A 19591-nucleotide genomic window follows, 5' to 3' on the forward strand; every position below is an offset into this window, starting at 1 on the left:
CTGGCGATGCGGGTTGTAAACCTTCATCATCGTCGGCAGTCTCGGAAAGTATGTCAATACCTCTTCATTATTGACCATAATTAAAATATCTGAAATAGACTCGACACAGCATATATTCAGGGGAGGCCTATGGCGATACGCGATGTTCTGATGCGCGGGGATCTGGCGCTGACGCCGTCGGAAGAGAAGATCGTCAGGCTGCTGCTGACGGACTATCCGACCTCGGGCCTCGGTACCGCATCGTCGCTTGCGCGACGCGCCGGCGTCAGCGATCCCACCGTTGTCCGGCTGGTCGTCAAGCTCGGCTATGAAGGGTTCCCGGACTTTCAGGCAAAGCTGCTCGCCGAGGTCGAGGCCAGGCTGCATTCGCCGCTGTTGATGATGGAGACCAAGCGGCAAAGCGGTTCCAGCGACAGCGCGGTGCTTGCCTATCTCGATTCCGTTACGACGGCCCTGCAGAAAGCCACCGCGGCGACACCGGTCCAGACCTACGAGCGTGCCGCCCGCCTTTTGATGGAGGCCAAGGGCGAAATCTTGCTGGTCGGCGGCCGGTTCAGCCGCCACATCGCCGGGATGCTGGCTGGATATCTCGTGCAGTTCCGCACCGGGGTCCGCGATCTCGGCGTGCTCTCTCCGCAGTCGTTCGACACGCTGGCCGACCTCGGTCGTCGCGACGTGCTCGTCGTCTTCGACTATCGCCGCTACCAGTTCGACGTGATGGCCTATGCGCGCCAAGCCGCCGCGCTCGATGTACGCATTCTTCTGTTCACCGACCAATGGCTGTCGCCGATATCGGACCTTGCCGAAGTCACGATCGTCAGCCCGCTCGAAGTCGCCTCGCCCTATGACACGCTGGCGCCGGCGATCGCACAGATGGAGGCGCTGACGGCCCAGATCGTTTCGACGCTGGGCGACGACGCTCGGGCTCGCATCGAGAGGATCGAGAAAGTGCGGCACGCCAATGCGGTGACGCTCGACAGCGATGCGGAAGGGAGCGGCATGCGCAAGACATCAGGACCGCGCAAGATACCTGGACCCAAAGCAGCAAAGCAGGACGAGAAGGCATGACCCAAGCCCTACCCAAGCGAGACGAAGCTTTTCGTACCGGCGAGACAGCGCTGCTGCTGGTCGACATGCAACGCATCTGGTTGGAGCCGGGTGCCGATCCTTCGCATCCAGAACGCGGACCCGATCATTATTTCTACCGGCAGACATGCTCGCAGACGATCCCCAACCAGGAGCGCCTGCTGGCGGCGGCGAGGGCCAATGGCGTCGAAGTGCTGCACACCATCATCCAGAGCCTGACCGAAGACGGCCGCGACCGCTCGCTCGACCACAAGCTGACACCGATCCATGTTGCGCCCAGCCTCCCCGAAGGCCTGCCAGTGCCATCGCTGGGGCCGGTCGGCGACGAGATCATGCTGCCGAAAACCTCGTCGGGCATCTTCAACTCGACCAATGTCGACTACCTGCTGAAAAACCTTGGCATCCGCTATCTCGTCGTGGTCGGCGTGCTGACCGACCAGTGCGTCGACATGACAGTGCGCGACGGCGCCGACCGCGGCTATCTCGTCACCTGCGTATCGGATGCCTGCGCCACCATTACCCAGGAGCGCCACGACATCGCGCTGAAGGCCTTTGGCGGCTATTGCTGGGTCACGGACACCGACACCGTCGTCGACCGCTTCAACGCTCTGGGAAAAAAGGCATGACATCTGCCGTCGAGCCTCTCGTCGCCGTCGTCACCACGGATCTCTCCGCCATTACGCGGGGCCGCTTCGTGGTCGAAAGCAGATTGCAAAAGACCGCCGCGACAGGGATCGGCTGGCTGCAGGCCAATCTGTCAATGACGCCGTTCAATTCGATAGTCGATCCCAATCCCTGGGGTTCGTCCGGTGACCTTCGGCTGATCCCGGATCTCAAGGCGCGCTTCCGCACCGAGCGGACGGGATCGGCGACGCCCTTCGACATGGTGGCCGGCGACATCGTCGAGCTCGATGGCAGCCCGTGGCTTGGCTGCACGCGGACCATGCTCCGGGATGCGCTGGCGGAATTGAAGGCGGCCACCGGCCTTTCCGTCATCGCCGCCTTCGAGCACGAATTCCACGTTGCCGGCGGCAGCTTCGCGCCGGCACATTCGATGTCCTTTGCCGCCCTGCGCCGCACCGACCCGTTCGCCCCCAATCTGATGGCGGCACTCGAAGAGGCAGGTGTCGGCCCCGAAGTGGTCATCGCCGAATTCGGCAGTGAGCAATTCGAAGTGACGCACGAGCCGGCCGATGCGCTCACGGCAGCAGATCGCGCCGTCGCCATCCGCGAAATCACGCGCGAAGTGGCACGCAATGCCGGCTGGCGCGCGAGCTTCGCGCCCAAGGTCGCCCCGGATGCCGTCGGCAACGGCGTGCACATCCATTTCAGCTTCGTCGACGAAGCCGGAAAGCCGGCAACTTACGATCCGGCGCGTCCCGGAGGCCTGTCCGCCAAGGCTGGCGCCTTCTGCGCCGGCGTGCTGCGCCATCTGCCTGCGATGACCGCCATGACGGCGTCGAGCGTGTCGTCCTTCTATCGCCTTAAGCCGCACAGCTGGAGTTCGTCCTACACCTGGCTCGCCGATCGCGACCGCGAGGCGTCGCTCCGCATCTGTCCGACGGTGACGATCGGCGGACGCGACCCGGCACGGCAGTATAATGTCGAGTACCGGGCGGCCGACGCCACCGGCAATCCCTATCTGTCGCTGGCGGCGATCATCCGCGCCGGGCTGGAGGGGCTGAAGGCGGACTTGCCATCACCGCCGCTGGTCACTGGCGACCCGACGCTGATGAGCGAGACGGAACGGGCGGAACTCGGTCTGGTGCGGCTTCCCGAGACCTTGCCGGCGGCACTGGATGCGCTCCTGGCCGACAAGACCGTTACGGGATGGTTCGCCCCGATCTTCATCGAGACCTTCGTCGGGTTGAAGCAGCATGAAGCCGAGCGCCTGGCAGGCCTTGATCCGGCTGCCATCTGCGATCTCTACCGGACGCTTTATTGATGACTGCGCAGGCCGAAAAAAGCTCGCGCCCCCAAGAAGATTGGCCCGAAGCCGTCGAGGTGCTCAACGAGCATGGCCGTTGCGAGATCGTGCTGCTGTGCGAGCATGCGTCCAACCATATGCCGGCGGAGTACCGCCGGCTCGGGCTCGATGCCAGTCATCTGCAGCGCCACATCGCATGGGACATCGGCGCCGCGGAGGTGACGCGCCTGTTATCGGCACGGCTTGATGCAGCGGCCTTTCTCAGCGGCTATTCCCGACTGCTGATCGATCTCAACCGGCCACTGGGCAGCCTGGGCAGCATTCCGGTGCTGTCGGAAGACACTGACATTCCCGGCAATGCCGGCGTCGACGGAGCGGAACGAGACCGGCGCGCGGAAATCATGTTTTCGCCGTTCCATGAGCGGGTGGCCGCGCACCTCGATCGCCGTGTGGCCGAGGGCCGGCCGACGCGGATCGTGACGATCCATTCCTTCACACCGGTGTTCCTGGGTGTCGCCAGGCCTTGGCATGCGGGTGTGCTGCATGGTCATGCAGCCGATCTCGCAGCGGCGATCCTTTCGGGCCTGCGCACCGACGCCGCACTCAACGTCGCGGCCAACGTACCCTATGTGATCAGCCGCGATGCCGACTACGCCGTACCCATCCATGGCGATGATCGCGGCATCCCCGCCGTCCTTGTCGAGATCAGGCAGGACTTGTTGTCGACACGGTCGGGCATCAAGGAATGGGCGGACCGGCTGGCGGCGGCGCTGCCGGCGCACGAGACGGAGGCATCTCAGCCGGTGCGGAGGTGACGCCGCGACCACGGCGCAGGTCGGCAAGCCGCGCTTCTCGCCATCAGCGCGGCGCTCGCGTGAGCGGGGAACGGTCCGGTCCAAATGGACAACCTCTCGAAAGCTTACAATCAGGTCGCCCGACCTGACCTGCCGCCCCAACCGGCGTCAGGGCAACTTCGCCTAAAGCGATGGTCCCATCCGGATAGGGCTGCCGTCGCTGAACCGGGATTGACGGAACCTGTGAAGGTTGTGCCCAGTCTCGTTGCCCTGGATCAAGTCGGACAGGACGCGACCCATGCCAGGCCCTATGCCGAAGCCATGGCCGCTCATCCCAGTGGCGATGACGAGGCCATCGACCGTTGCGGCGCGATCGACCACAGGCACGACATCCGGCATCGCATCGATCATGCCGGCCCAGCTTGCCCTGAGCGGCACCGCCTCGAATTGCGGAAAAAGCGCCTTGAACCCATGATCGATGGCGCGAAGGGCCCTGGGTTCCGGGGCAGGATTGAGAACGCGCATGCGTTCGAACGGGCTTTCCTTGTCGGCATCCCATTTGCGCGGGGTGGACCAGCTGTCCGGATATGCACGCGGCGCCGCCGGCAGGTAGCGCGTGCCGAAAGGATTTGCCTTCAGGGCAGGCAGGTATTTCGGTGCGTGACGCAATGCATCCGGCCCGACATAGAGCAGGTGGCTGCCTCCCGCCGCGAGCGTGTACCCGCCGTCCTTTCTACGCCGGAAGGCGATGCGTTCGTCCGCGGCAGCGCCGGCATGGATTTCTGGCATAGGCGCGGTCGCCGCGACGGTCGTGCGGACACTGAGCTGCGGGATCGAGACGCCATGCGCGCGCAGGAACAGCGACGTCCAGGCGCCGCTGGCGACAAGCACGTTCGAGGTGGCGATGCGGCCTCGTTCGGTCCAGACACCGCTGATGCGCCCTGCTGAGATGTCGAGCATGCGTGCCGCACAGTTCTCGATGATTGTGACACCCTGGCGAGCGGCCAGGCGGGCAAGCGCCGGCACGGCGACCCAGGGCTCGGCACGCATGTCCGACGGCGTGGTCATGGCGCCCTTGAAGGGGCGTGACATGGCCGGGATCAGCTTGGCGGTCTCGCCCTGGTCGAGGAGGCGCGTGTCGACGCCATGGGCCTCGGCGATCTTCAGGAACTTGGCGAAACCGGCCATCTCCTTGTCGGTCCGCGCAAGATAGGTCACGCCCGTCTGCGTCAAGCCTATGTCCTCGCCGCACTCCTCGGCCAGTTGGCGCCAGAGACGCTGCGCTTCGATGACGATGGGCAATTCGTCCGCGTCGCGGCCCTGCTGGCGAATCCAGCCCCAATTGCGCGAGGACTGCTCCGCGGCGATGCGTCCCTTCTCCAGCAAGATCACAGGTATGTTGCGACGGGCCAGGAACAAGGCCGCGGTCACGCCGATGATGCCACCGCCGACAATGACCACATCCGACGTCTTCGGCAGCGGCGCCTGGAACTGGATCGGACTGGCTTCGGTGAAAGGGAAGATCGTCAAAGGACTGTCCTTTTCTCATAAGCGTGCCCCGCGCCGATGGCTGGTCCCAGTGGCGCGAAAGTCGCCCGCTTTCATCGGACACTGGCCAAGCATGAAGTGCGCCGACGAGCACTACACGACCGGCCTCGAAAATTTGCGTGCCAGCTCGATGAAATTGTTGACCACCCGTCGAGGCCACTTCTCGTCGCAGGGCAGCCCCGGCTTCATCGACAATCGGGTGGCTAGGGCACGCGGATGCCGGACGAAGCGAAGCGCTCGCTCAGACCTGTCGCGACATTCCGGCGGAAGATCGCAAACGTTAGCTTGCCGCCCGATGGCTTCAGGCCAGCCCGAACCGCTCCACCGCACGCATGATGCCGCGCAGCTCCGCGAGGCCTTTCAGCCGGCCGATGAGCGAATAGCCGGGGTTGATCTTCTTCTTGCCGATGTCGTCGGCAAGCAGATGGCCATGATCGGGCCGCATCGGAATTTGCCAGTCGGCTCGGCCTTCTCCGCGACGGCGCTTCTCTTCCTGCATCAAAGCGAGGATGACATGCGCCATGTCGGTGCCGCCCTCGAGATGCTCGGCCTCGTAGAACGAACCGTCCTCCTCGATGGTGATGTTGCGCAGATGGACGAAATGGATGCGGTCGGCGAATTCCTTGACCATGGCGACAATGTCGTTGTCGGCGCGCGTACCGTAGGAGCCGGTGCAGAACGTCAAACCATTGGCCGGGCTGTCGACCGTCTCGAGGATGAAACGCGCATCCTCGGCCGTCGAAACGACGCGCGGCAGGCCATAAAGCGAGAAGGGCGGATCGTCGGGGTGGATGCACATACGCACACCCGCCTCTTCGGCCGCCGGGATGATCTCGCGCAGGAACCAGGCAAGATTGTCGCGCAGTTCCTTAGGCCCAATCGCGTCGTATTCCGCCAGCGCCTCGCGGAAACTGTCCCTGTTATAGCTACGCTCCGTAGCCGGCAGGCCGGCGATCAGATTGCGCTCGATCTGGCCGATCTGCTCCGGTGTCAGCGCCTTCAGGCGCTCCTCGGCCTGGGCAATACGTGACGGCGTATAGCTTGCCGCGCCGTTCTTGCGCTGCAAGACAAAGAGATCATAGGCAGCGAAGTCGATGGCGTCGAAGCGCAAGGCATAACCGGTCGTCGGCAGCCGGTAGGCCAGGTCGGTGCGAGTCCAGTCGACCACAGGCATGAAATTATAGCAGATCGTCTGGATTCCGGCCTTCGCGAGCGCGCGGATGCTGTCGCGATAATAGCCGGCATAGCGCTCGCGCTCCGGCGCGCCGATCTTGAAGGAATTGTGAACCGGAATGCTCTCGACGACCGACCAGGTCAACCCAGCCGCCTCGATGATGCGCTTGCGTTCGAGCACATCGGCCTCAGGCCAGGCCCTGCCATCATAGATATGGTGAAGCGCTGAAACTACGCCGGTGGCGCCAGCCTGTTTGACATGTTCAAGCGTCACCGGATCATCGGGACCGTACCAACGCCAACACTGTTCCATTGCCACTTCCTTTCTGCGAGAGACCGGCAACCTATTGTTTGACCACGATGAGTGTCAAACTAAGAGCCGGTTTCGATAGCAATGAAGGAGCTTCCGCAATGAAGGATTTTGACGGCAAGGTGGCATTGGTGACAGGAACGACCGGTATCGGCCTGGCAGCCGCCAAACGCCTGGCGGCTGGGGGCGCCGCGATCGTCGCCTGCGGGATCGACAGCGCGGCCAACGCCGCCATGCAGGAAAGCCTCGCCAAGTCCGGAGCCGATGCGCTGGTGCAAACGGTTGACGTCTCCGTTTCCGAGCAGGTTCGCGACGCGGTCGTGGCCGGCGTGGCGAAATTCGGCGGCATAGACGTCATCGTCAATTCGGCGGCGGTGCATCCCTACGGAACGGCGACGACAACCGACTGGGAAACGTGGAACCGCGCTATGACGGTCAATGTCGGCTCGATCTATCTGACCGCCCATTTCGGCATCCCGGAAATGATCAAGCGTGGCGGCGGCGCCATCGTCAACGTCGCTTCGGTGCAGGGCTTCGCCTGTCAGCAGAACGTTGCCGCCTATGCCACGACCAAGGGCGCCATTCATACGCTGACGCGTTCGCTGGCACTCGACTATGCCGCGTCCGGCATAAGGGTCAATTCGGTCAGCCCGGGCTCGATCCGCACACCGATCCTCGAAAAGGCCGCGCGTGGCGACGGCGGCAGCGATGCCGACGTGGAAGAGGCCTACAGGCGCTTCGGCGCGGCCCATCCGCTCGGCCGCATCGGGGAACCGGAGGAAGTGGCGGAACTCATCGCTTTCCTGTGCTCGTCGAAGGCCGGCTTCTGCACAGGTGCCGACTACAAGATAGATGGCGGCCTCACCGCCGGCATCGGCGTGAAGTAAGACCGTGAAGATCGATCTCGAGACCCAATCGGGAGTGGTGCATTAACGCAGCCAGTTCGGAACAATCTTTTTTGGCCGAAGTTTTACCCCTTGAAGGGACGAACTCTCCGAAGGAGATTTCCTATGAAACATGTTCTCATTACCAGCATGCTGGCGATCGGGCTAGGCTGCGGGACGGCGATGGCTCAGACGCAGCAGCCCGCCGATAGCCAATCAGGAGCGGACACAAATTGCGCTTCCGGCACGACCAACTGCCAGAAGGGCTCGAAGATGAAGGAGCAGGCACAGGGCACCAAGTCCCAGACTGATCAGCAGGTTCAGGACAAGACCAAGGCCAAGACAGAGGAGCAGGCCCAGGGCAAGGCCGGCACCACCACGGACCAGCAGGCCCAGGGCAAGACGAAGATCCAGACGGACCAGCAGGCGCAGGGCAAGGCTGGCACCAAGACCGACCAGCAGGCCCAGGACGACCAGCAGGCACAGGGTAAGTCTGGCACCAAGACCGACCAGCAGGCCCAGGACAAAACCAAGGTCCAGACCGACCAGCAGGCACAGGGTAAGGCCGGCACCACAACGGATCAGCAGGCTCAGGACAAGACAAAGGTCCAGACCGATCAGCAGGCACAGGGCAAGGCCGGCACCACCACCGATCAGCAGGCTCAGGACAAGACAAAGGTCCAGACCGATCAGCAGGCCCAAGGCAAGGCCTCCACGCAGGACAAGACCTCGACCGCTTCCATCAACAATGTGACGGTTGAACAGAAGACCCAGATCACTCATGTGATCAGGGAAACCAAGGTCGAGCCGGTCACGAACGTCGACTTCGACGTCTCCGTCGGCATCGAAGTTCCGCGGCACAAGGTCAGGCTGCATCGCTTGCCGGCTCGCATCGTGAAGATCGTTCCGGCCTACGAGGCGTACGAGTATTTCGTTCTCGCCGACGGCCGGATCGTGATCGTCGATCCGGATACATACAAAATCGTGCTGGTGCTGACCTAGGGCAATTCCAGGGAAAAGTGCGTAGCGGTTTTCCGTTCGGAATTGCGTAAAAACAAAGAGTTAGAGCACAGGATCGTTCAACCCGCCCCGCTGCACGCGGGTCGGGTTGAGCACTATGGCGAGATGATGCGGAACTTCCCGTGCAAACCTCTGCGCATGCTCAGGGATTGCGAGGCCGCAATGTCCTCAAGGTAATCGAGTAGCGGTGCTCGGCAAGCGGCGGGATGCCGTGCTCCCATTGCGACCGCGACGGCCCCGTCATGAGATAGGCCGATCTCGGCTCGACAGTGATGGTCCGACGCTCCCATTTAGACCCATTCTTGCGCCGAAGGCGAAAATCGCAGGGCGCCAGCAGCGAAACGCCCGCGACATCCTCGAAATGCGGCTTGTCGCGGTGCCAGCCGATACCGGCGCCGGGCCGGTACTCGTTGATCAAGACCTGCGCGAAGGTTTCGGCCGGCCGGCGCGCAAAAGCCGCGACCTTTTCGCGCAAGGGCAGCAGAAAATCAGGTATCGGCGGTGCCTCGACCACCTCGCGCCGGTCATAATCGTAACGAAGGCCAAAACCGACGACACGCCGGTTTGCCAGATGGCCATGGAAGTCGAAGGCCTTGAAGGGCAGTGCCTCTAGATGATGGACGAGTTCGATTTCGTCCTGTGGCGTGATCAGTCCGGTCTGGTAGGCGAAACCCTCCGGCAGATCATCCTGAGCGGCACCGAAGAGATCGTGCTGGGCCACACGGCCGGCTGTTTTCGGTTTGAGCGGCGACATTTTGCCTAGATGGTGAAGGCCGGACCACAAGGCAATATGGGAACCGCGCTTGCCCGCCCTGGATACGTCCCAAAACCGGCGCAACGGAACCGCGGGAGGAGCGTGAAAGTTTAGCAACGGCGGTTCCGTCGGGGGCCGCCGGGCACGTTCTAGCCTTGGAGTGCCGGATGCCGCGCGTTGAAACCGGGGCCTGCTTTTGCGGGGCGATCGCCGCCACCATGGACGGTGAGCCTTTCTGGATATGCTACGATCACGATGACGATTGCCGACGGGCCATCGGCAGTCCACTCACCGTCTGGGTCGGGTATCGGCCGAGCCAATTCAATCTTTTGAGGGGGGCGCCAAAGGCCTTTTCCAAGACGCCGGGTGTTATCCGCACTTTCTGTCCCGACTGCGGGAGTTCGATAGGCTATAGCGACGAAGGGCTGCCGGACGAGCTTTATCTGACGATCGGATTCTTCGACAAACCCGAAGGGCTGCGGCCACAGGCCCATGCCTATTGGGACCTCAGGCTGCCTTGGGTCGACTTTGCCGACAAGCTGCCGCGCATCGATCGATATTCGAGGAAACGCGATGCGAAGTTCGGCAACCCAAGCGACAGGTAGCAATGTCGGATGGCGGCACGGAACCGCACCACGCCTGGCGGGTTATTTGGCTGAGCCGTCAGGTGCCAGCATGCCATCGACCGTCATTCGAAACACGCAATACGATCCCGCGACCAGGATCCTCTCGGTCTGGTTCGTGCCGCACGGCAACCGCTATGACTATGAGGACGTCGCCCCGGCTACCTATGCGGCGTTCATGCGCGCTCCTTCGAAAGGCCGCTTCTTCAATAAATTCATCAAGGACCACCACAGGTACCGTCGCGTGGCGTGATGCCCCGTCACGCCTTCCTGTTCTCGTCGGCGCTCAACTCATCCGGCGCCGGTTCCCAACCAAAGACACTGCGGCCGCCAAGCAGATGCGACTGGTCGAATTCGCCGGCGACAATTTCCTTGAGGCTGGGACCCGTGACGTATCGCTCGACCTGCCGCGACTGATGGTCGAGCCGCCTCAGGGCGCCGATTTCCTCTTCGCGACCGAGCCTGGCCTTTTGCACGGCGGACTTCAGCACGCCGATCGTCTCGTCATAGACCTTGAGCGGTACAGGGAACGGATGCCTGTCCTTGCCGCCATGCGCCAGCGAAAAACGACCCGGGTCCGAAAATCGGCAAGGCGCGCCATGCACCACTTCGGCAACGAGAGCGAGTGCCCTCACCGTGCGGGCGCCTACGCCCGGAACCAGGAGAAGCTCGGCAAAATCGGCTGGACCTCGCTCCGCGGCGGCGGCCATGTTGCCATGAAGGCGATGCATCACGACGTCGCTTTCGCGAACGTCGTGATGAGCCGGCATGATCAGATGCGGCAGCAGGGGCTGCACCGGAGCCGGTGCCGTACCGGGCTCCAGCGCGGCGAACTCCCGAAGGATGCGGTCCGGCCCAAGATCCTGGAGGAGATCAAGCTGTCCCTGGCGCGAGGCTTCGGCGCGGCGGTCGGTCAGGTTGACGATCTCGCCCTGGTTGGCGCCTTCGATGGCGGCATGCGGCTGGTCGACAAAACTCTTCAAACCTTCGGACAGCCAATGATAGCGGCGCGCCACCTTGCTGTCACCGTTCATGCCTTGCTGCACCACCACCCAGTCGCCGTCGTCGGTGACGATGAAGCCATGCAGATAGAGATCGAACCCGTCCTGAACGGCGGCGCTGTCCACCTTGGCGACAAGCCGGCTTGCGGTTGCAAGGCGGGCTCCGTCGAAGCCGATGCGCTCGCCAATGGCGGCAAGCTCGTGGGGGGTTTTGCGCGAATGCGCTCCACGGCCGCCGCAGACGTGGATACCGAGTTCGCCCGACAGCGGCGTGAGGCCGCGTTTCAAGGCGCCGACGACGCTGGTGGTGATGCCGGACGAATGCCAATCCATGCCCATGACCGCGCCGAAGGACTGGAACCAGAACGGATGCGCCAGACGCCGCAGCAATTCGTTGCGGCCATAGTGATGGATGATCGCCTCGCACATGACGGCACCGAGACGCGTCATGCGGTCGCCCAGCCATTTCGGCACGCGTCCACCGTGAAGGGGAAGATCAGCACTGCCCGATCGTTGCGCCACGCTTGCCTGCTCCAATGTCCGCGATTGGGACAGATAAGCACTACAGACCCCGCAGGGAAGGCTGACGCTACACTGGCGTCAAGTCCAGTTCGAGAGAACCGTTTCCATCTCGACTGTCTCGACCTGCTGCGCGAAGCGCTGGTGATAGACGGTAAGCAGCGCGTCATGCGTTGCGTCGGAAGAGCTGCACAATGCGTCGGTGACGAGCACCACGCGATAGCCGAAATCGATGGCGCCGAGCACGGTGGCTAGGACGCATACATCGGTTTCGCCTCCCGTGACGACCAGCGTGTCGATCTCGCGTTCCATCAGAAAGGCCCTGAGGCGCCCTTCGAACCAGGGGGAATAGATGTGCTTGTCGATGACTGCCGCCGGCGGACAGTAAGCGGCCAGCGCCGGCAACAATTCGATCATCTCCGGCCCGATATTGTCGATCGCCATCGAGGCCCAGCGCTCATAATAGCGCTTCCATGTACCAGCGCCTTGTCCCGGCCTTTGCGCAGGCAGGAAGCGCGTGAAAACCGTCTGTTCCGCACGCCTTTCGACCAACCTCTCAATTTGAGGCAAGACACGGGTTATCCAGGGCGTCGCCCAAGGTGACGGTTCGGCAAACAGCTTCTGCATATCCACACAGACATGCATGCACCGGTCGCCCAATGGGCCATAAGCCAAGCCTGGCATCGACATCAACGCATCTCCGACCGGCGGTGCGTTCTCATGACTTCCGGCACTGCCATCCGGATACGCAACGCCGCATGCGGGAACTCGTTCCTGAGCCGCCGGCAGGAACCGACGCGGGTGGCCAGCGTCTCCGCCGCGGTGAACGGAGGCGCTCGCATGAGACTGTCGGAGCTATGGGGCGGTCCTTTTCCAAGGCTGTGCCGAGAGCGGCACCGCGGCTCGCCGGACCTTCCCGCTATCTCACCACACGCTTCTCGAGCTTGCGGGCCAGGGTGCGCCGATGCAGGCCAAGCCGGCGCGCCGTTTCGGAGATGTTGAAGCCGGTTTCGACCAGCGTTTCGTGGATGCGCTCCCACTCCAGGTTCTTGATCGAGGTGGGCCGGCTGGAAAGCGGTACGGAAATGTCGCCCTCGGCACGGCCGAAGGCGGCTTCGATATCATCGGTGTTGGCGGGTTTGGCCAAGTAGTGGCTGGCGCCGAGCTTGATCGCCTCGACCGCCGTGGCGATGCTGGCAAACCCTGTCAGCACGACGATCCTGATCGACGCATCGCGGGCGCTGAGCAGCTTGACGCACTCCAGCCCGGAACCGCCGGCCCCAAGCTTGAGATCGACGACGGCATAAGCCGGAACGGATTTTTCGAGGGCGTCGAGCAAGGCTTCCCTGTCGTGGCAGACCATGACGTCGTAGTCGCGCTTTTCGAAGGAGCGCTTCAGCGTCTTGGCGAAGGTCGTGTCGTCCTCGACGATAAAGAGGGATCTATCAGGCCTCATGATCATCTCCGTCGGTCAACGCCGCGAGCGGCAGCGAAAGCGTAACACAGGCGCCCTGCTCCATGTTGCGCGCGGAAAAATCGCCTCCCAGTTTCCGGACCACATTCATGACAAGGAAAAGACCAAGACCGCCCCCTGGCCGTCCCTTGCTCGACATATAGGGCTGGCCAAGCGCTGCCAGAATAGTCTCGTCGAAACCCGGCCCACGATCGCTTACGGCAATCACCAGTTTGTCGTCCTGCCGCTCGGCGGTGACGCCGACCCAAGCCTGCGACGCTTCCTGGGCGTTGTCGAACACGTTGAAGATGACCTGCTTCAACGCCGTGTCGGACACGATCTGCTCGTCCGGGTCGAAGTCGTTCGTGTATTCCAGCTTGAATGGCTGGCGACTGATGCGCCATTCCTCGACCAGATCGTCGAGGAAACCGCGAATGGTGGTGCGTATCGTTCCCTCGCCCCTGGCCTGGCCGGAAGACATCAGAATGCCGGACACGATGCGCTTGCAGCGCTCGATCTGCGCCCGCATTTCGGCCATGTCGGCCGCCAGTTCGCGGTTGCGTGCAAGGGTGCGCATCTGGCGCCAGTCGGACAGGATGACGGATATCGTGGCAAGCGGCGTACCCAGTTCGTGCGCGGCGCCGGAGGCCAGCAGGCCCATGCGCACGATGTGGTCCTCCTCGGCCGAGCGCTGGCGCAGGTCGGCGAGATAGGCATCACGTTCGCGCAGGTTGCGGTCGATGCGCGTCATGAAGATCACGATCAGGCCGGCGGCCAGCACGAAGCAGATGAACATGCCCCTGATATGCAGGGACAGGAGATCGCTGCCGCCATGATGCGGGATGGCGATCGGCTGGAAAAGGAAGATGAGGAAGACGAAGCAGGCCGACGCGGCCGCCACCAGGATCCAGGTAAACCTTGGGGTCAGCAGTGCCGCGCCGAGCGTGATCTGCAGAAGGTAGAGCGATACGAACGGATTGGACGCGCCGCCGCTCAGGTAGAGCTGCGTCGTCAGTGCCGCCATGTCGAAGATGAGCGCGACGAAGAGCTGGGTGTTGGTGATCGGCCTGATACCGCGCAGGACCAGCAAGCTGAAGATGTTGAGGCCAACCAGGAAAAGCACAACGCCGGCCATCTTCGCCAGCGGCAGCGGGATCTCGAACCAGTATTGCGTCGCCAGAATGGTGAGCACCTGACCCGCCACCGCCAGCCAACGCAGTTGGATGAGCAGGAACAAGTTCTTCCTGTTCGTTGCTTCGGGATTTGGTACCGCGCCATTGTTGGCGGCAAGGGACGCCGTCACCAGCGATTTGTCGCGGCGGAGCGCTTGCGTGGGAACGCTCATCTTGCTGGTCCTTGCCGCTGGGGGCGGCCGGTCATCGGCTTGGCCAGGGCGAGGGCAAGCATCGCAGCGAGCGTGAACCAGGTCAAAGCATAGATGAGGTGGCTGTTGCGGAAAGTCACGACGGTCAGCCCGCCGCGTGGCCAGCCGTCGATGCCGGATGCCTCAGCATCGACAAAATAGGGTGCGACATCCGTCAGGCCGCGCGCGGTTGCGATGGCGGCGACATCCCGCGAATACCAGCGATTGCCCGTGGTGTCATTCTTGCGCAGGAAGCCACCGCCTGGCTCGCTCATGCGCAACAGTCCATCGATGATGGCCGGCGCGGTTGAGCCGTCGCTCTCTTGTCCGAACTCGGCCTTGCGCTCCGGGGGAATGAAGCCGCGATTGACCAGCACGACGAAGCCACTGTCGGTCCGCATCGGCGTCAGCACCCAATAGCCGCCGCCAAGCTCCGTCACCGCCTGAACCAGCGTGTTGGCGCCGCCCAGGAAGCGTCCGGCCAGTCGCACATGGCTGTATTCGTAGCGGGCCGCGGTGATGCCGTTCCAGCTCTCCGGGCCAGGCGCTTCGAAAACCGGGGCATGAATGCGTTGGTCGACACGGGCGATCAGGTCGAGCTTCCAGGTACGCCTTTCCAACTGCCATATGCCGAGCCCGACAAACACCAGCACGCCGAGGAGCCCGAGCAGCACAAGGACAAGGCGCGATGCGGACGACCGGCCGGCGCCCTCTTGCGACGCGGGCCGCGGACCGATGCCCGTCGCCTCGGTGTTGGTTCTCCCAGAGCCCGCAACCGGGCTCATGGCTTCTCGCGCATGTCGTGCAGCCCCGGCATCATGTTGGCGTTGAGATGATACATCACCCAGAGCGAGCCGGTCAGTACGATCACGACCAGGATCAGCGTGAAGATCAGCGCCAGCATCGACCATCCGCCTTCCGAGGTGGTGTCCATATGCAGGAAGAAGACCATGTGGACGACGATCTGCGCGACCGCGAAGGCCATGATGACGATGGCCGTCGCCTGCTTGTCGTCGATGGCGCCGCTCATGACCAGCCAGAACGGGATGGCGGTCAGGATCACCGACAGGATGAAGCCGGTCAGATAGCTCCGGAACGATCCGTGTGCTGCTCCAGCATGGGCGTGGCCGTGACCCTCGGCATGATCATGAGCGCTCATCGCAACATTCCCATCAGATAGACGAAGGTGAAGACGCCGATCCAGACGACGTCAAGGAAATGCCAGAACATCGAGAGGCACATCAGCCGGCGGCGGTTCGCCTCGACGAGGCCAAATCTCGCGACCTGAGTCATCAGCGTCACCAGCCAGACGATGCCGAAGGTGACATGCAGGCCGTGCGTACCGACCAGGGTGAAGAAGGACGACAGGAAGGCGCTGCGCTGCGGTGTCGCGCCTTCATGGATCATGTGCGAGAATTCGTAGAGCTCGATCGACAGGAACGCCAGGCCGAACAGGCCGGTGACGGCGAGCCAGGCTTGCGTCGCCCCCACGCGACCCTTGTCCATGGTCAGCATGGCGAAGCCATAGGTGATCGAGGAGAAGAGCAGCATGGCGGTGTTGACCGCCACCAGATCGAGGTCGAACAGGTCCTTGGGTGCCGGCCCGGCCGCGTAGTTGCCGCCAAGCACGCCATAGGCGGCGAACAGCATCGCGAAGATCAGGCAGTCGCTCATGAGATAGAGCCAGAAGCCGAGCATGGTGGAGCCGCCTTCGGCGTGCGCATGCTCCTCTTCCAGGTGAAACACCGGTTCGGTGCCGGCCATGATTGCTGTCGATGCCATGCTCAAACCCCAGCCCCGAGGAGCGTCGTCCTCGCCTCTTCCGTCCGAGTGACTTCGGCTGCCGGAATGTGGAAGTCGCGGTGATAGTTGAAGGTGTGGCCGATCGCGGTGGCGATGAGGCAAACGAAGCTCAGCGCCGCCAGCCACCAGATGTACCAGATCAGGGCGAAGCCGAGCGCGACGCTGAAGGCGGCCAGGATGACACCGGTGCCGGTATTGCTGGGCATGTGGATCGGCTTGAAGCCGGCGAGCGGCCTGGTGTAGCCGGCCTGCTTCATGTCAAACCAGGCATCGTTGTCGCGAATGACAGGTGTGAAGGCGAAATTGTAGGCAGGTGGCGGCGAGGAGGTCGACCATTCGAGCGTGCGGCCGTCCCATGGATCGCCGGTCGGATCGGCAAGCGCCTCGCGCCTGCGGATGGAGACGAAGATCTGGATCAGGAAGGCGGCGATGCCGCAGGCGATCAGCACCGCGCCGAAGGCGGCGATGACGAACCATATCTGCAGCGAGGGATCATCGAATACCCGCATGCGGCGTGTCACGCCCATCAGCCCGAGCACGTAGAGCGGCATGAAGGCGAACCAGAAGCCGACCACCCAGCACCAGAACGAGACCTTGCCCCAGAACGGGTCGAGCTTGAACCCGAAGGCCTTGGGCCACCAGTAGGCAATGCCGGCGAACAGCCCGAACAGCACGCCGCCGATGATGACGTTATGGAAGTGCGCGATCAGGAACAGGCTGTTGTGCAGCACGAAATCCGCCGGCGGCACGGCAAGCAGCACGCCGGTCATGCCGCCGACGGTGAAGGTGAGCATGAAGGCCACCGTCCACATCATCGGCAGTTCGAAGCGGATGCGGCCCCGGTACATTGTGAACAGCCAGTTGAAGATCTTCGCTCCCGTCGGGATCGAGATGATCATCGTCGTAATGCCGAAGAAGGAATTGACGCTGGCGCCGGAGCCCATGGTGAAGAAGTGGTGCAGCCAGACGAGATAGGACAGGATGGTGATGACCACCGTGGCGTAGACCATCGAGGTGTAGCCGAACAGGCGCTTGCCGGAGAAGGTCGAGGTGACTTCGGAGAAGACGCCGAACAGCGGCAGGATGAGGATGTAGACTTCCGGGTGACCCCATATCCAGATGAGGTTCACATACATCATCGGATTGCCGCCGAAGTCATTGGTGAAGAAGTTGGTGCCGACATAGCGGTCGAGCGCCAGCAGCGAGAGCACCGCCGTCAGCACCGGGAAGGAGGCGACGATCAGCACGTTGGTGCAGAGCGACGTCCAGGTGAAGACGGGCATGCGCATCATCGTCATGCCGGGCGCGCGCATCTTGATGATGGTGCAGATCAGGTTGATGCCCGACAGCGTCGTGCCGACACCCGCCACCTGCAGCGCCCAGATATAATAATCGACGCCGACGTCGGGACTGTAGCCGATGCCGGAAAGCGGCGGATAGGCGAGCCAGCCGGTGCGGGCGAATTCGCCGACGAACAGCGACGCCATGACGAGGATGGCGCCGCCGACCGTCATCCAGAAGGAGAAATTGTTGAGGAAGGGGAATGAGACGTCGCGGGCGCCGATCTGCAGCGGCACGACGAAATTCATCAACCCGGTGACGAAGGGCATCGCCACGAAGAAGATCATGATGACGCCATGGGCGGTGAAGATCTGGTCGTAGTGATGTGAGTTCAGGTAGCCCTCGGAGCCATTGAAGGCGATGGCCTGCTGGAGGCGCATCATGATGGCGTCCGAGAAGCCGCGCAGCAGCATGACCAGCCCCAGCACCATGTACATGATGCCGATCTTCTTGTGGTCGACGCTGGTGAACCATTCACGCCACAGGTAGCCCCACAGCTTGAAATAGGTGATGACGCCGAGAAGCGCGATGCCGCCGAGCGCCACCGCGGCGAAGGTGGCGACAACGATCGGCTCATGCAGCGGCAGCGAGTCCCAGGTGAGGCGGCCGAAAATGAATTTGGTCAGCGTATCGGGCATCGCAAGTCTCTCACAGTTCGCGCCGCAGCAGGCCGAGGGCCGGGGTATCGGCCTCCGCGCTGCGGCTGTCTGTCCCTGGCCGGAGCAGTCCCGCCCCGCGCAGCGGGGACAGGTTCTTCGCCGGCCAATAGGTCGGCCGGGCATCGCGGGAGGCGCGCGAGACGGCAGCGGCCTCCTCCGCCGTGCAGATGCTGGCGACATAGGAGGGATCGTTTCCGAACACCGCGCCGCGCCGCGCGAGCTTGTCATATTGCAGCGGCAAGGTGTTGCGCACACCCGCAAGGCCGAGACCGCCCTTGGCGTCGATCGACATCATCTCGTTCATGCACATCTTGCCGCGCTCGACGCACAGATTGAGGATGGCGCCATAGAGATCGGGATCGACGGAGGCGTAGTGGCGGACGGGTTCGTTCTCGCTCGGCTTTTCGAGTTCGAGATAACTGTCGCGGTTGAGAGCCGCGGATGCGGTCCTGGCCTGTGCCACCCACTGGCTGAAGGCATCATCGGATAGGCCGTGGAAGGCAAAGCGCATGCCCGAAAAGCCGGCGCCGCTATAATTGGCGGAGAAACCGCTATAGGTGCCCGGCCGGTTGATGACGGCGTGCAGCTTCGTCTCCATGCCCGGCATGGCATAGATCTGCCCGGCGAGGGCTGGAATGTAGAAGGAATTCATCACCGCCGAGGAGGTGATGCGGAAGTCGATCGGCTGGTTGACCGGCGCCGCCAGCTCGTTGACGGCAGCGATGCCGTAATCGGGATAGATGAACAGCCATTTCCAGTCGAGCGCCACGACCTCGACCCTGAGCGGCTTGTGCAACTGGGTGACGGGCTGGCCGGGTTCGATCCTGTCGATCCGGCGGTACGGGTCGAGCAAATGCGTGCCGAGCCAGGTCAGCGCGCCAAGGCATATAATGATGAGAAGCGGTGCTGCCCAGATCACCAGTTCGAGTTTCGTCGAATGATCCCAATCCGGCGCATAGGTCGCCGAGGCATTGGAGTGCCGGTAGCGCCAGGCGAAAAAGACAGTCAGCGCCATGACCGGAACGATGATGATCAGCATCAGCAAGGTCGAGACCACCAGCAGGTCGCGCTGCTGGGCCGCGACATCGCCTGCCGGCGCGAGCACGACCATATCGCAGCCGCTCAACAGCCCGGTCAGGGGAAACAGAAGCAAGGCCCCAAATCGTTTCATCAGATGCTGCCCTCGATGGACCGCCGCAACGTGGAGGGATGTTGCGGTGTGGTATCAACAAAGGGCTACTGCCGGCGGCGGCGCGCTGACATTGGACAATTTGTCCAATGCCCAGCCGGGGTGGGTCTGGCACAGTGTGCAGCGCACAATGGAATCCCTGTG

The 19591-nt window shown here is 63.0% G+C and carries 20 protein-coding genes; 8 read left to right on the plus strand and 12 right to left on the minus strand.

Annotated elements, in window-relative coordinates:
• The first annotated feature begins 129 nt into the window (after positions 1-129).
• The 4 genes from LB557_RS18035 to LB557_RS18050 are packed head-to-tail and all read left to right on the plus strand — an operon-like array spanning position 130 to position 3828.
• Positions 130-1068: a MurR/RpiR family transcriptional regulator gene (locus LB557_RS18035; protein ID WP_140715566.1), complete on the plus strand. Its 939-nt coding sequence runs from the start codon at positions 130-132 to the stop codon at positions 1066-1068.
• Positions 1065-1712 carry a cysteine hydrolase family protein gene (locus LB557_RS18040; protein WP_015316481.1) on the plus strand — a complete coding sequence of 216 codons (648 nt, stop codon included), beginning with the start codon at positions 1065-1067 and terminating at the stop codon, positions 1710-1712. The genes LB557_RS18035 and LB557_RS18040 overlap by 4 nt, the downstream gene beginning before the upstream one ends.
• The gene (locus LB557_RS18045; RefSeq protein ID WP_140821125.1) at positions 1709-3031 is read left to right on the plus strand and encodes a glutamine synthetase; all 1323 of its coding nucleotides are present in this window, start codon (positions 1709-1711) and stop codon (positions 3029-3031) included. Before LB557_RS18040 ends, LB557_RS18045 begins: the two co-directional genes overlap by 4 nt.
• Positions 3031-3828 carry an N-formylglutamate amidohydrolase gene (locus tag LB557_RS18050; RefSeq protein WP_015316479.1) on the plus strand — a complete coding sequence of 266 codons (798 nt, stop codon included), beginning with the start codon at positions 3031-3033 and terminating at the stop codon, positions 3826-3828. Before LB557_RS18045 ends, LB557_RS18050 begins: the two co-directional genes overlap by 1 nt.
• A 162-nt stretch (positions 3829-3990) precedes the next feature.
• On the opposite strand, the gene LB557_RS18055 is transcribed toward LB557_RS18050, so the two are convergent.
• Both LB557_RS18055 and uxuA read right to left on the minus strand, forming a co-directional pair.
• Positions 3991-5337, minus strand: a complete 1347-nt coding sequence (locus LB557_RS18055) for an NAD(P)/FAD-dependent oxidoreductase (protein ID WP_224641995.1) — start codon at positions 5335-5337, stop codon at positions 3991-3993.
• A 319-nt stretch (positions 5338-5656) separates the two neighbouring features.
• Positions 5657-6841 carry a mannonate dehydratase gene (uxuA, locus tag LB557_RS18060; RefSeq protein ID WP_015316477.1) on the minus strand — a complete coding sequence of 395 codons (1185 nt, stop codon included), beginning with the start codon at positions 6839-6841 and terminating at the stop codon, positions 5657-5659.
• A gap of 98 nt (positions 6842-6939) precedes the next feature.
• On the opposite strand from uxuA, the gene LB557_RS18065 reads away from it, so the two are divergent.
• Positions 6940-7725 carry an SDR family NAD(P)-dependent oxidoreductase gene (locus tag LB557_RS18065; RefSeq protein WP_140614593.1) on the plus strand — a complete coding sequence of 262 codons (786 nt, stop codon included), beginning with the start codon at positions 6940-6942 and terminating at the stop codon, positions 7723-7725.
• A gap of 123 nt (positions 7726-7848) precedes the next feature.
• Complete coding sequence (locus tag LB557_RS18070; protein ID WP_224641997.1) at positions 7849-8724, plus strand: DUF1236 domain-containing protein; 876 nt, start codon at positions 7849-7851, stop codon at positions 8722-8724.
• A 160-nt stretch (positions 8725-8884) separates the two neighbouring features.
• Here LB557_RS18070 and LB557_RS18075 read toward each other — a convergent pair whose 3' ends face one another.
• Positions 8885-9496: an alpha-ketoglutarate-dependent dioxygenase AlkB gene (locus LB557_RS18075; RefSeq protein ID WP_140715578.1), complete on the minus strand. Its 612-nt coding sequence runs from the start codon at positions 9494-9496 to the stop codon at positions 8885-8887.
• Positions 9497-9663: 167 nt separating this feature from the next.
• On the opposite strand from LB557_RS18075, the gene LB557_RS18080 reads away from it, so the two are divergent.
• Entirely contained in the window at positions 9664-10101 is a 438-nt protein-coding gene (locus tag LB557_RS18080) for a GFA family protein (RefSeq protein ID WP_015316473.1), read from the plus strand.
• A gap of 70 nt (positions 10102-10171) precedes the next feature.
• On the plus strand, positions 10172-10372 hold the full coding sequence (locus LB557_RS18085) for a KTSC domain-containing protein (protein WP_015316472.1): 201 nt from the start codon (positions 10172-10174) through the stop codon (positions 10370-10372).
• A 7-nt stretch (positions 10373-10379) separates the two neighbouring features.
• On the opposite strand, the gene LB557_RS18090 is transcribed toward LB557_RS18085, so the two are convergent.
• The 9 genes from LB557_RS18090 to cyoA all read right to left on the minus strand — a co-directional run bounded on the left by LB557_RS18090 (position 10380) and on the right by cyoA (position 19429).
• Entirely contained in the window at positions 10380-11642 is a 1263-nt protein-coding gene (locus LB557_RS18090) for a DUF763 domain-containing protein (RefSeq protein ID WP_015316471.1), read from the minus strand.
• A 78-nt stretch (positions 11643-11720) separates the two neighbouring features.
• Positions 11721-12329 (minus strand): cysteine hydrolase family protein, encoded by a 609-nt coding sequence (locus tag LB557_RS18095; protein WP_015316470.1) that lies wholly within the window; start codon positions 12327-12329, stop codon positions 11721-11723.
• 229 nt (positions 12330-12558) lie between these two features.
• Complete coding sequence (locus LB557_RS18100) at positions 12559-13095, minus strand: response regulator transcription factor (RefSeq protein ID WP_015316469.1); 537 nt, start codon at positions 13093-13095, stop codon at positions 12559-12561.
• On the minus strand, positions 13085-14437 hold the full coding sequence (locus LB557_RS18105) for an ATP-binding protein (protein ID WP_140715580.1): 1353 nt from the start codon (positions 14435-14437) through the stop codon (positions 13085-13087). Before LB557_RS18105 ends, LB557_RS18100 begins: the two co-directional genes overlap by 11 nt.
• The gene (locus LB557_RS18110; RefSeq protein ID WP_140715582.1) at positions 14434-15240 is read right to left on the minus strand and encodes an SURF1 family protein; all 807 of its coding nucleotides are present in this window, start codon (positions 15238-15240) and stop codon (positions 14434-14436) included. Before LB557_RS18110 ends, LB557_RS18105 begins: the two co-directional genes overlap by 4 nt.
• Positions 15237-15614, minus strand: a complete 378-nt coding sequence (cyoD, locus tag LB557_RS18115) for a cytochrome o ubiquinol oxidase subunit IV (protein ID WP_140715584.1) — start codon at positions 15612-15614, stop codon at positions 15237-15239. Before cyoD ends, LB557_RS18110 begins: the two co-directional genes overlap by 4 nt.
• Positions 15611-16237: a cytochrome o ubiquinol oxidase subunit III gene (cyoC, locus tag LB557_RS18120; RefSeq protein WP_140614601.1), complete on the minus strand. Its 627-nt coding sequence runs from the start codon at positions 16235-16237 to the stop codon at positions 15611-15613. The genes cyoD and cyoC overlap by 4 nt, the downstream gene beginning before the upstream one ends.
• A gap of 2 nt (positions 16238-16239) precedes the next feature.
• Positions 16240-18237: a cytochrome o ubiquinol oxidase subunit I gene (cyoB, locus tag LB557_RS18125; RefSeq protein WP_140876696.1), complete on the minus strand. Its 1998-nt coding sequence runs from the start codon at positions 18235-18237 to the stop codon at positions 16240-16242.
• A gap of 10 nt (positions 18238-18247) precedes the next feature.
• On the minus strand, positions 18248-19429 hold the full coding sequence (gene cyoA, locus LB557_RS18130) for a ubiquinol oxidase subunit II (RefSeq protein ID WP_140715587.1): 1182 nt from the start codon (positions 19427-19429) through the stop codon (positions 18248-18250).
• Between the last annotated feature and the right edge of the window lie 162 nt (positions 19430-19591).

This window comes from Mesorhizobium sp. BR115XR7A (assembly GCF_020165315.1).
Lineage (GTDB): Bacteria > Pseudomonadota > Alphaproteobacteria > Rhizobiales > Rhizobiaceae > Mesorhizobium > Mesorhizobium australicum.

What these genes read in the sequence shown, in the direction of transcription:
- LB557_RS18080 (WP_015316473.1), top strand. Translation starts at nt 9,664, where the DNA reads ATGCCGCGCGTTGAAACCGGGGCCTGCTTTTGCGGGGCGATCGCCGCC.
- LB557_RS18105 (WP_140715580.1), bottom strand. Translation starts at nt 14,437, where the DNA reads ATGAGCGTTCCCACGCAAGCGCTCCGCCGCGACAAATCGCTGGTGACG.
- LB557_RS18100 (WP_015316469.1), bottom strand. Translation starts at nt 13,095, where the DNA reads ATGAGGCCTGATAGATCCCTCTTTATCGTCGAGGACGACACGACCTTC.
- LB557_RS18050 (WP_015316479.1), top strand. Translation starts at nt 3,031, where the DNA reads ATGACTGCGCAGGCCGAAAAAAGCTCGCGCCCCCAAGAAGATTGGCCC.
- cyoD (WP_140715584.1), bottom strand. Translation starts at nt 15,614, where the DNA reads ATGAGCGCTCATGATCATGCCGAGGGTCACGGCCACGCCCATGCTGGA.
- cyoC (WP_140614601.1), bottom strand. Translation starts at nt 16,237, where the DNA reads ATGGCATCGACAGCAATCATGGCCGGCACCGAACCGGTGTTTCACCTG.
- cyoB (WP_140876696.1), bottom strand. Translation starts at nt 18,237, where the DNA reads ATGCCCGATACGCTGACCAAATTCATTTTCGGCCGCCTCACCTGGGAC.
- LB557_RS18110 (WP_140715582.1), bottom strand. Translation starts at nt 15,240, where the DNA reads ATGAGCCCGGTTGCGGGCTCTGGGAGAACCAACACCGAGGCGACGGGC.
- LB557_RS18075 (WP_140715578.1), bottom strand. Translation starts at nt 9,496, where the DNA reads ATGTCGCCGCTCAAACCGAAAACAGCCGGCCGTGTGGCCCAGCACGAT.
- cyoA (WP_140715587.1), bottom strand. Translation starts at nt 19,429, where the DNA reads ATGAAACGATTTGGGGCCTTGCTTCTGTTTCCCCTGACCGGGCTGTTG.
- LB557_RS18035 (WP_140715566.1), top strand. Translation starts at nt 130, where the DNA reads ATGGCGATACGCGATGTTCTGATGCGCGGGGATCTGGCGCTGACGCCG.
- LB557_RS18065 (WP_140614593.1), top strand. Translation starts at nt 6,940, where the DNA reads ATGAAGGATTTTGACGGCAAGGTGGCATTGGTGACAGGAACGACCGGT.
- LB557_RS18095 (WP_015316470.1), bottom strand. Translation starts at nt 12,329, where the DNA reads ATGTCGATGCCAGGCTTGGCTTATGGCCCATTGGGCGACCGGTGCATG.
- LB557_RS18070 (WP_224641997.1), top strand. Translation starts at nt 7,849, where the DNA reads ATGAAACATGTTCTCATTACCAGCATGCTGGCGATCGGGCTAGGCTGC.
- LB557_RS18040 (WP_015316481.1), top strand. Translation starts at nt 1,065, where the DNA reads ATGACCCAAGCCCTACCCAAGCGAGACGAAGCTTTTCGTACCGGCGAG.
- uxuA (WP_015316477.1), bottom strand. Translation starts at nt 6,841, where the DNA reads ATGGAACAGTGTTGGCGTTGGTACGGTCCCGATGATCCGGTGACGCTT.
- LB557_RS18085 (WP_015316472.1), top strand. Translation starts at nt 10,172, where the DNA reads ATGCCATCGACCGTCATTCGAAACACGCAATACGATCCCGCGACCAGG.
- LB557_RS18045 (WP_140821125.1), top strand. Translation starts at nt 1,709, where the DNA reads ATGACATCTGCCGTCGAGCCTCTCGTCGCCGTCGTCACCACGGATCTC.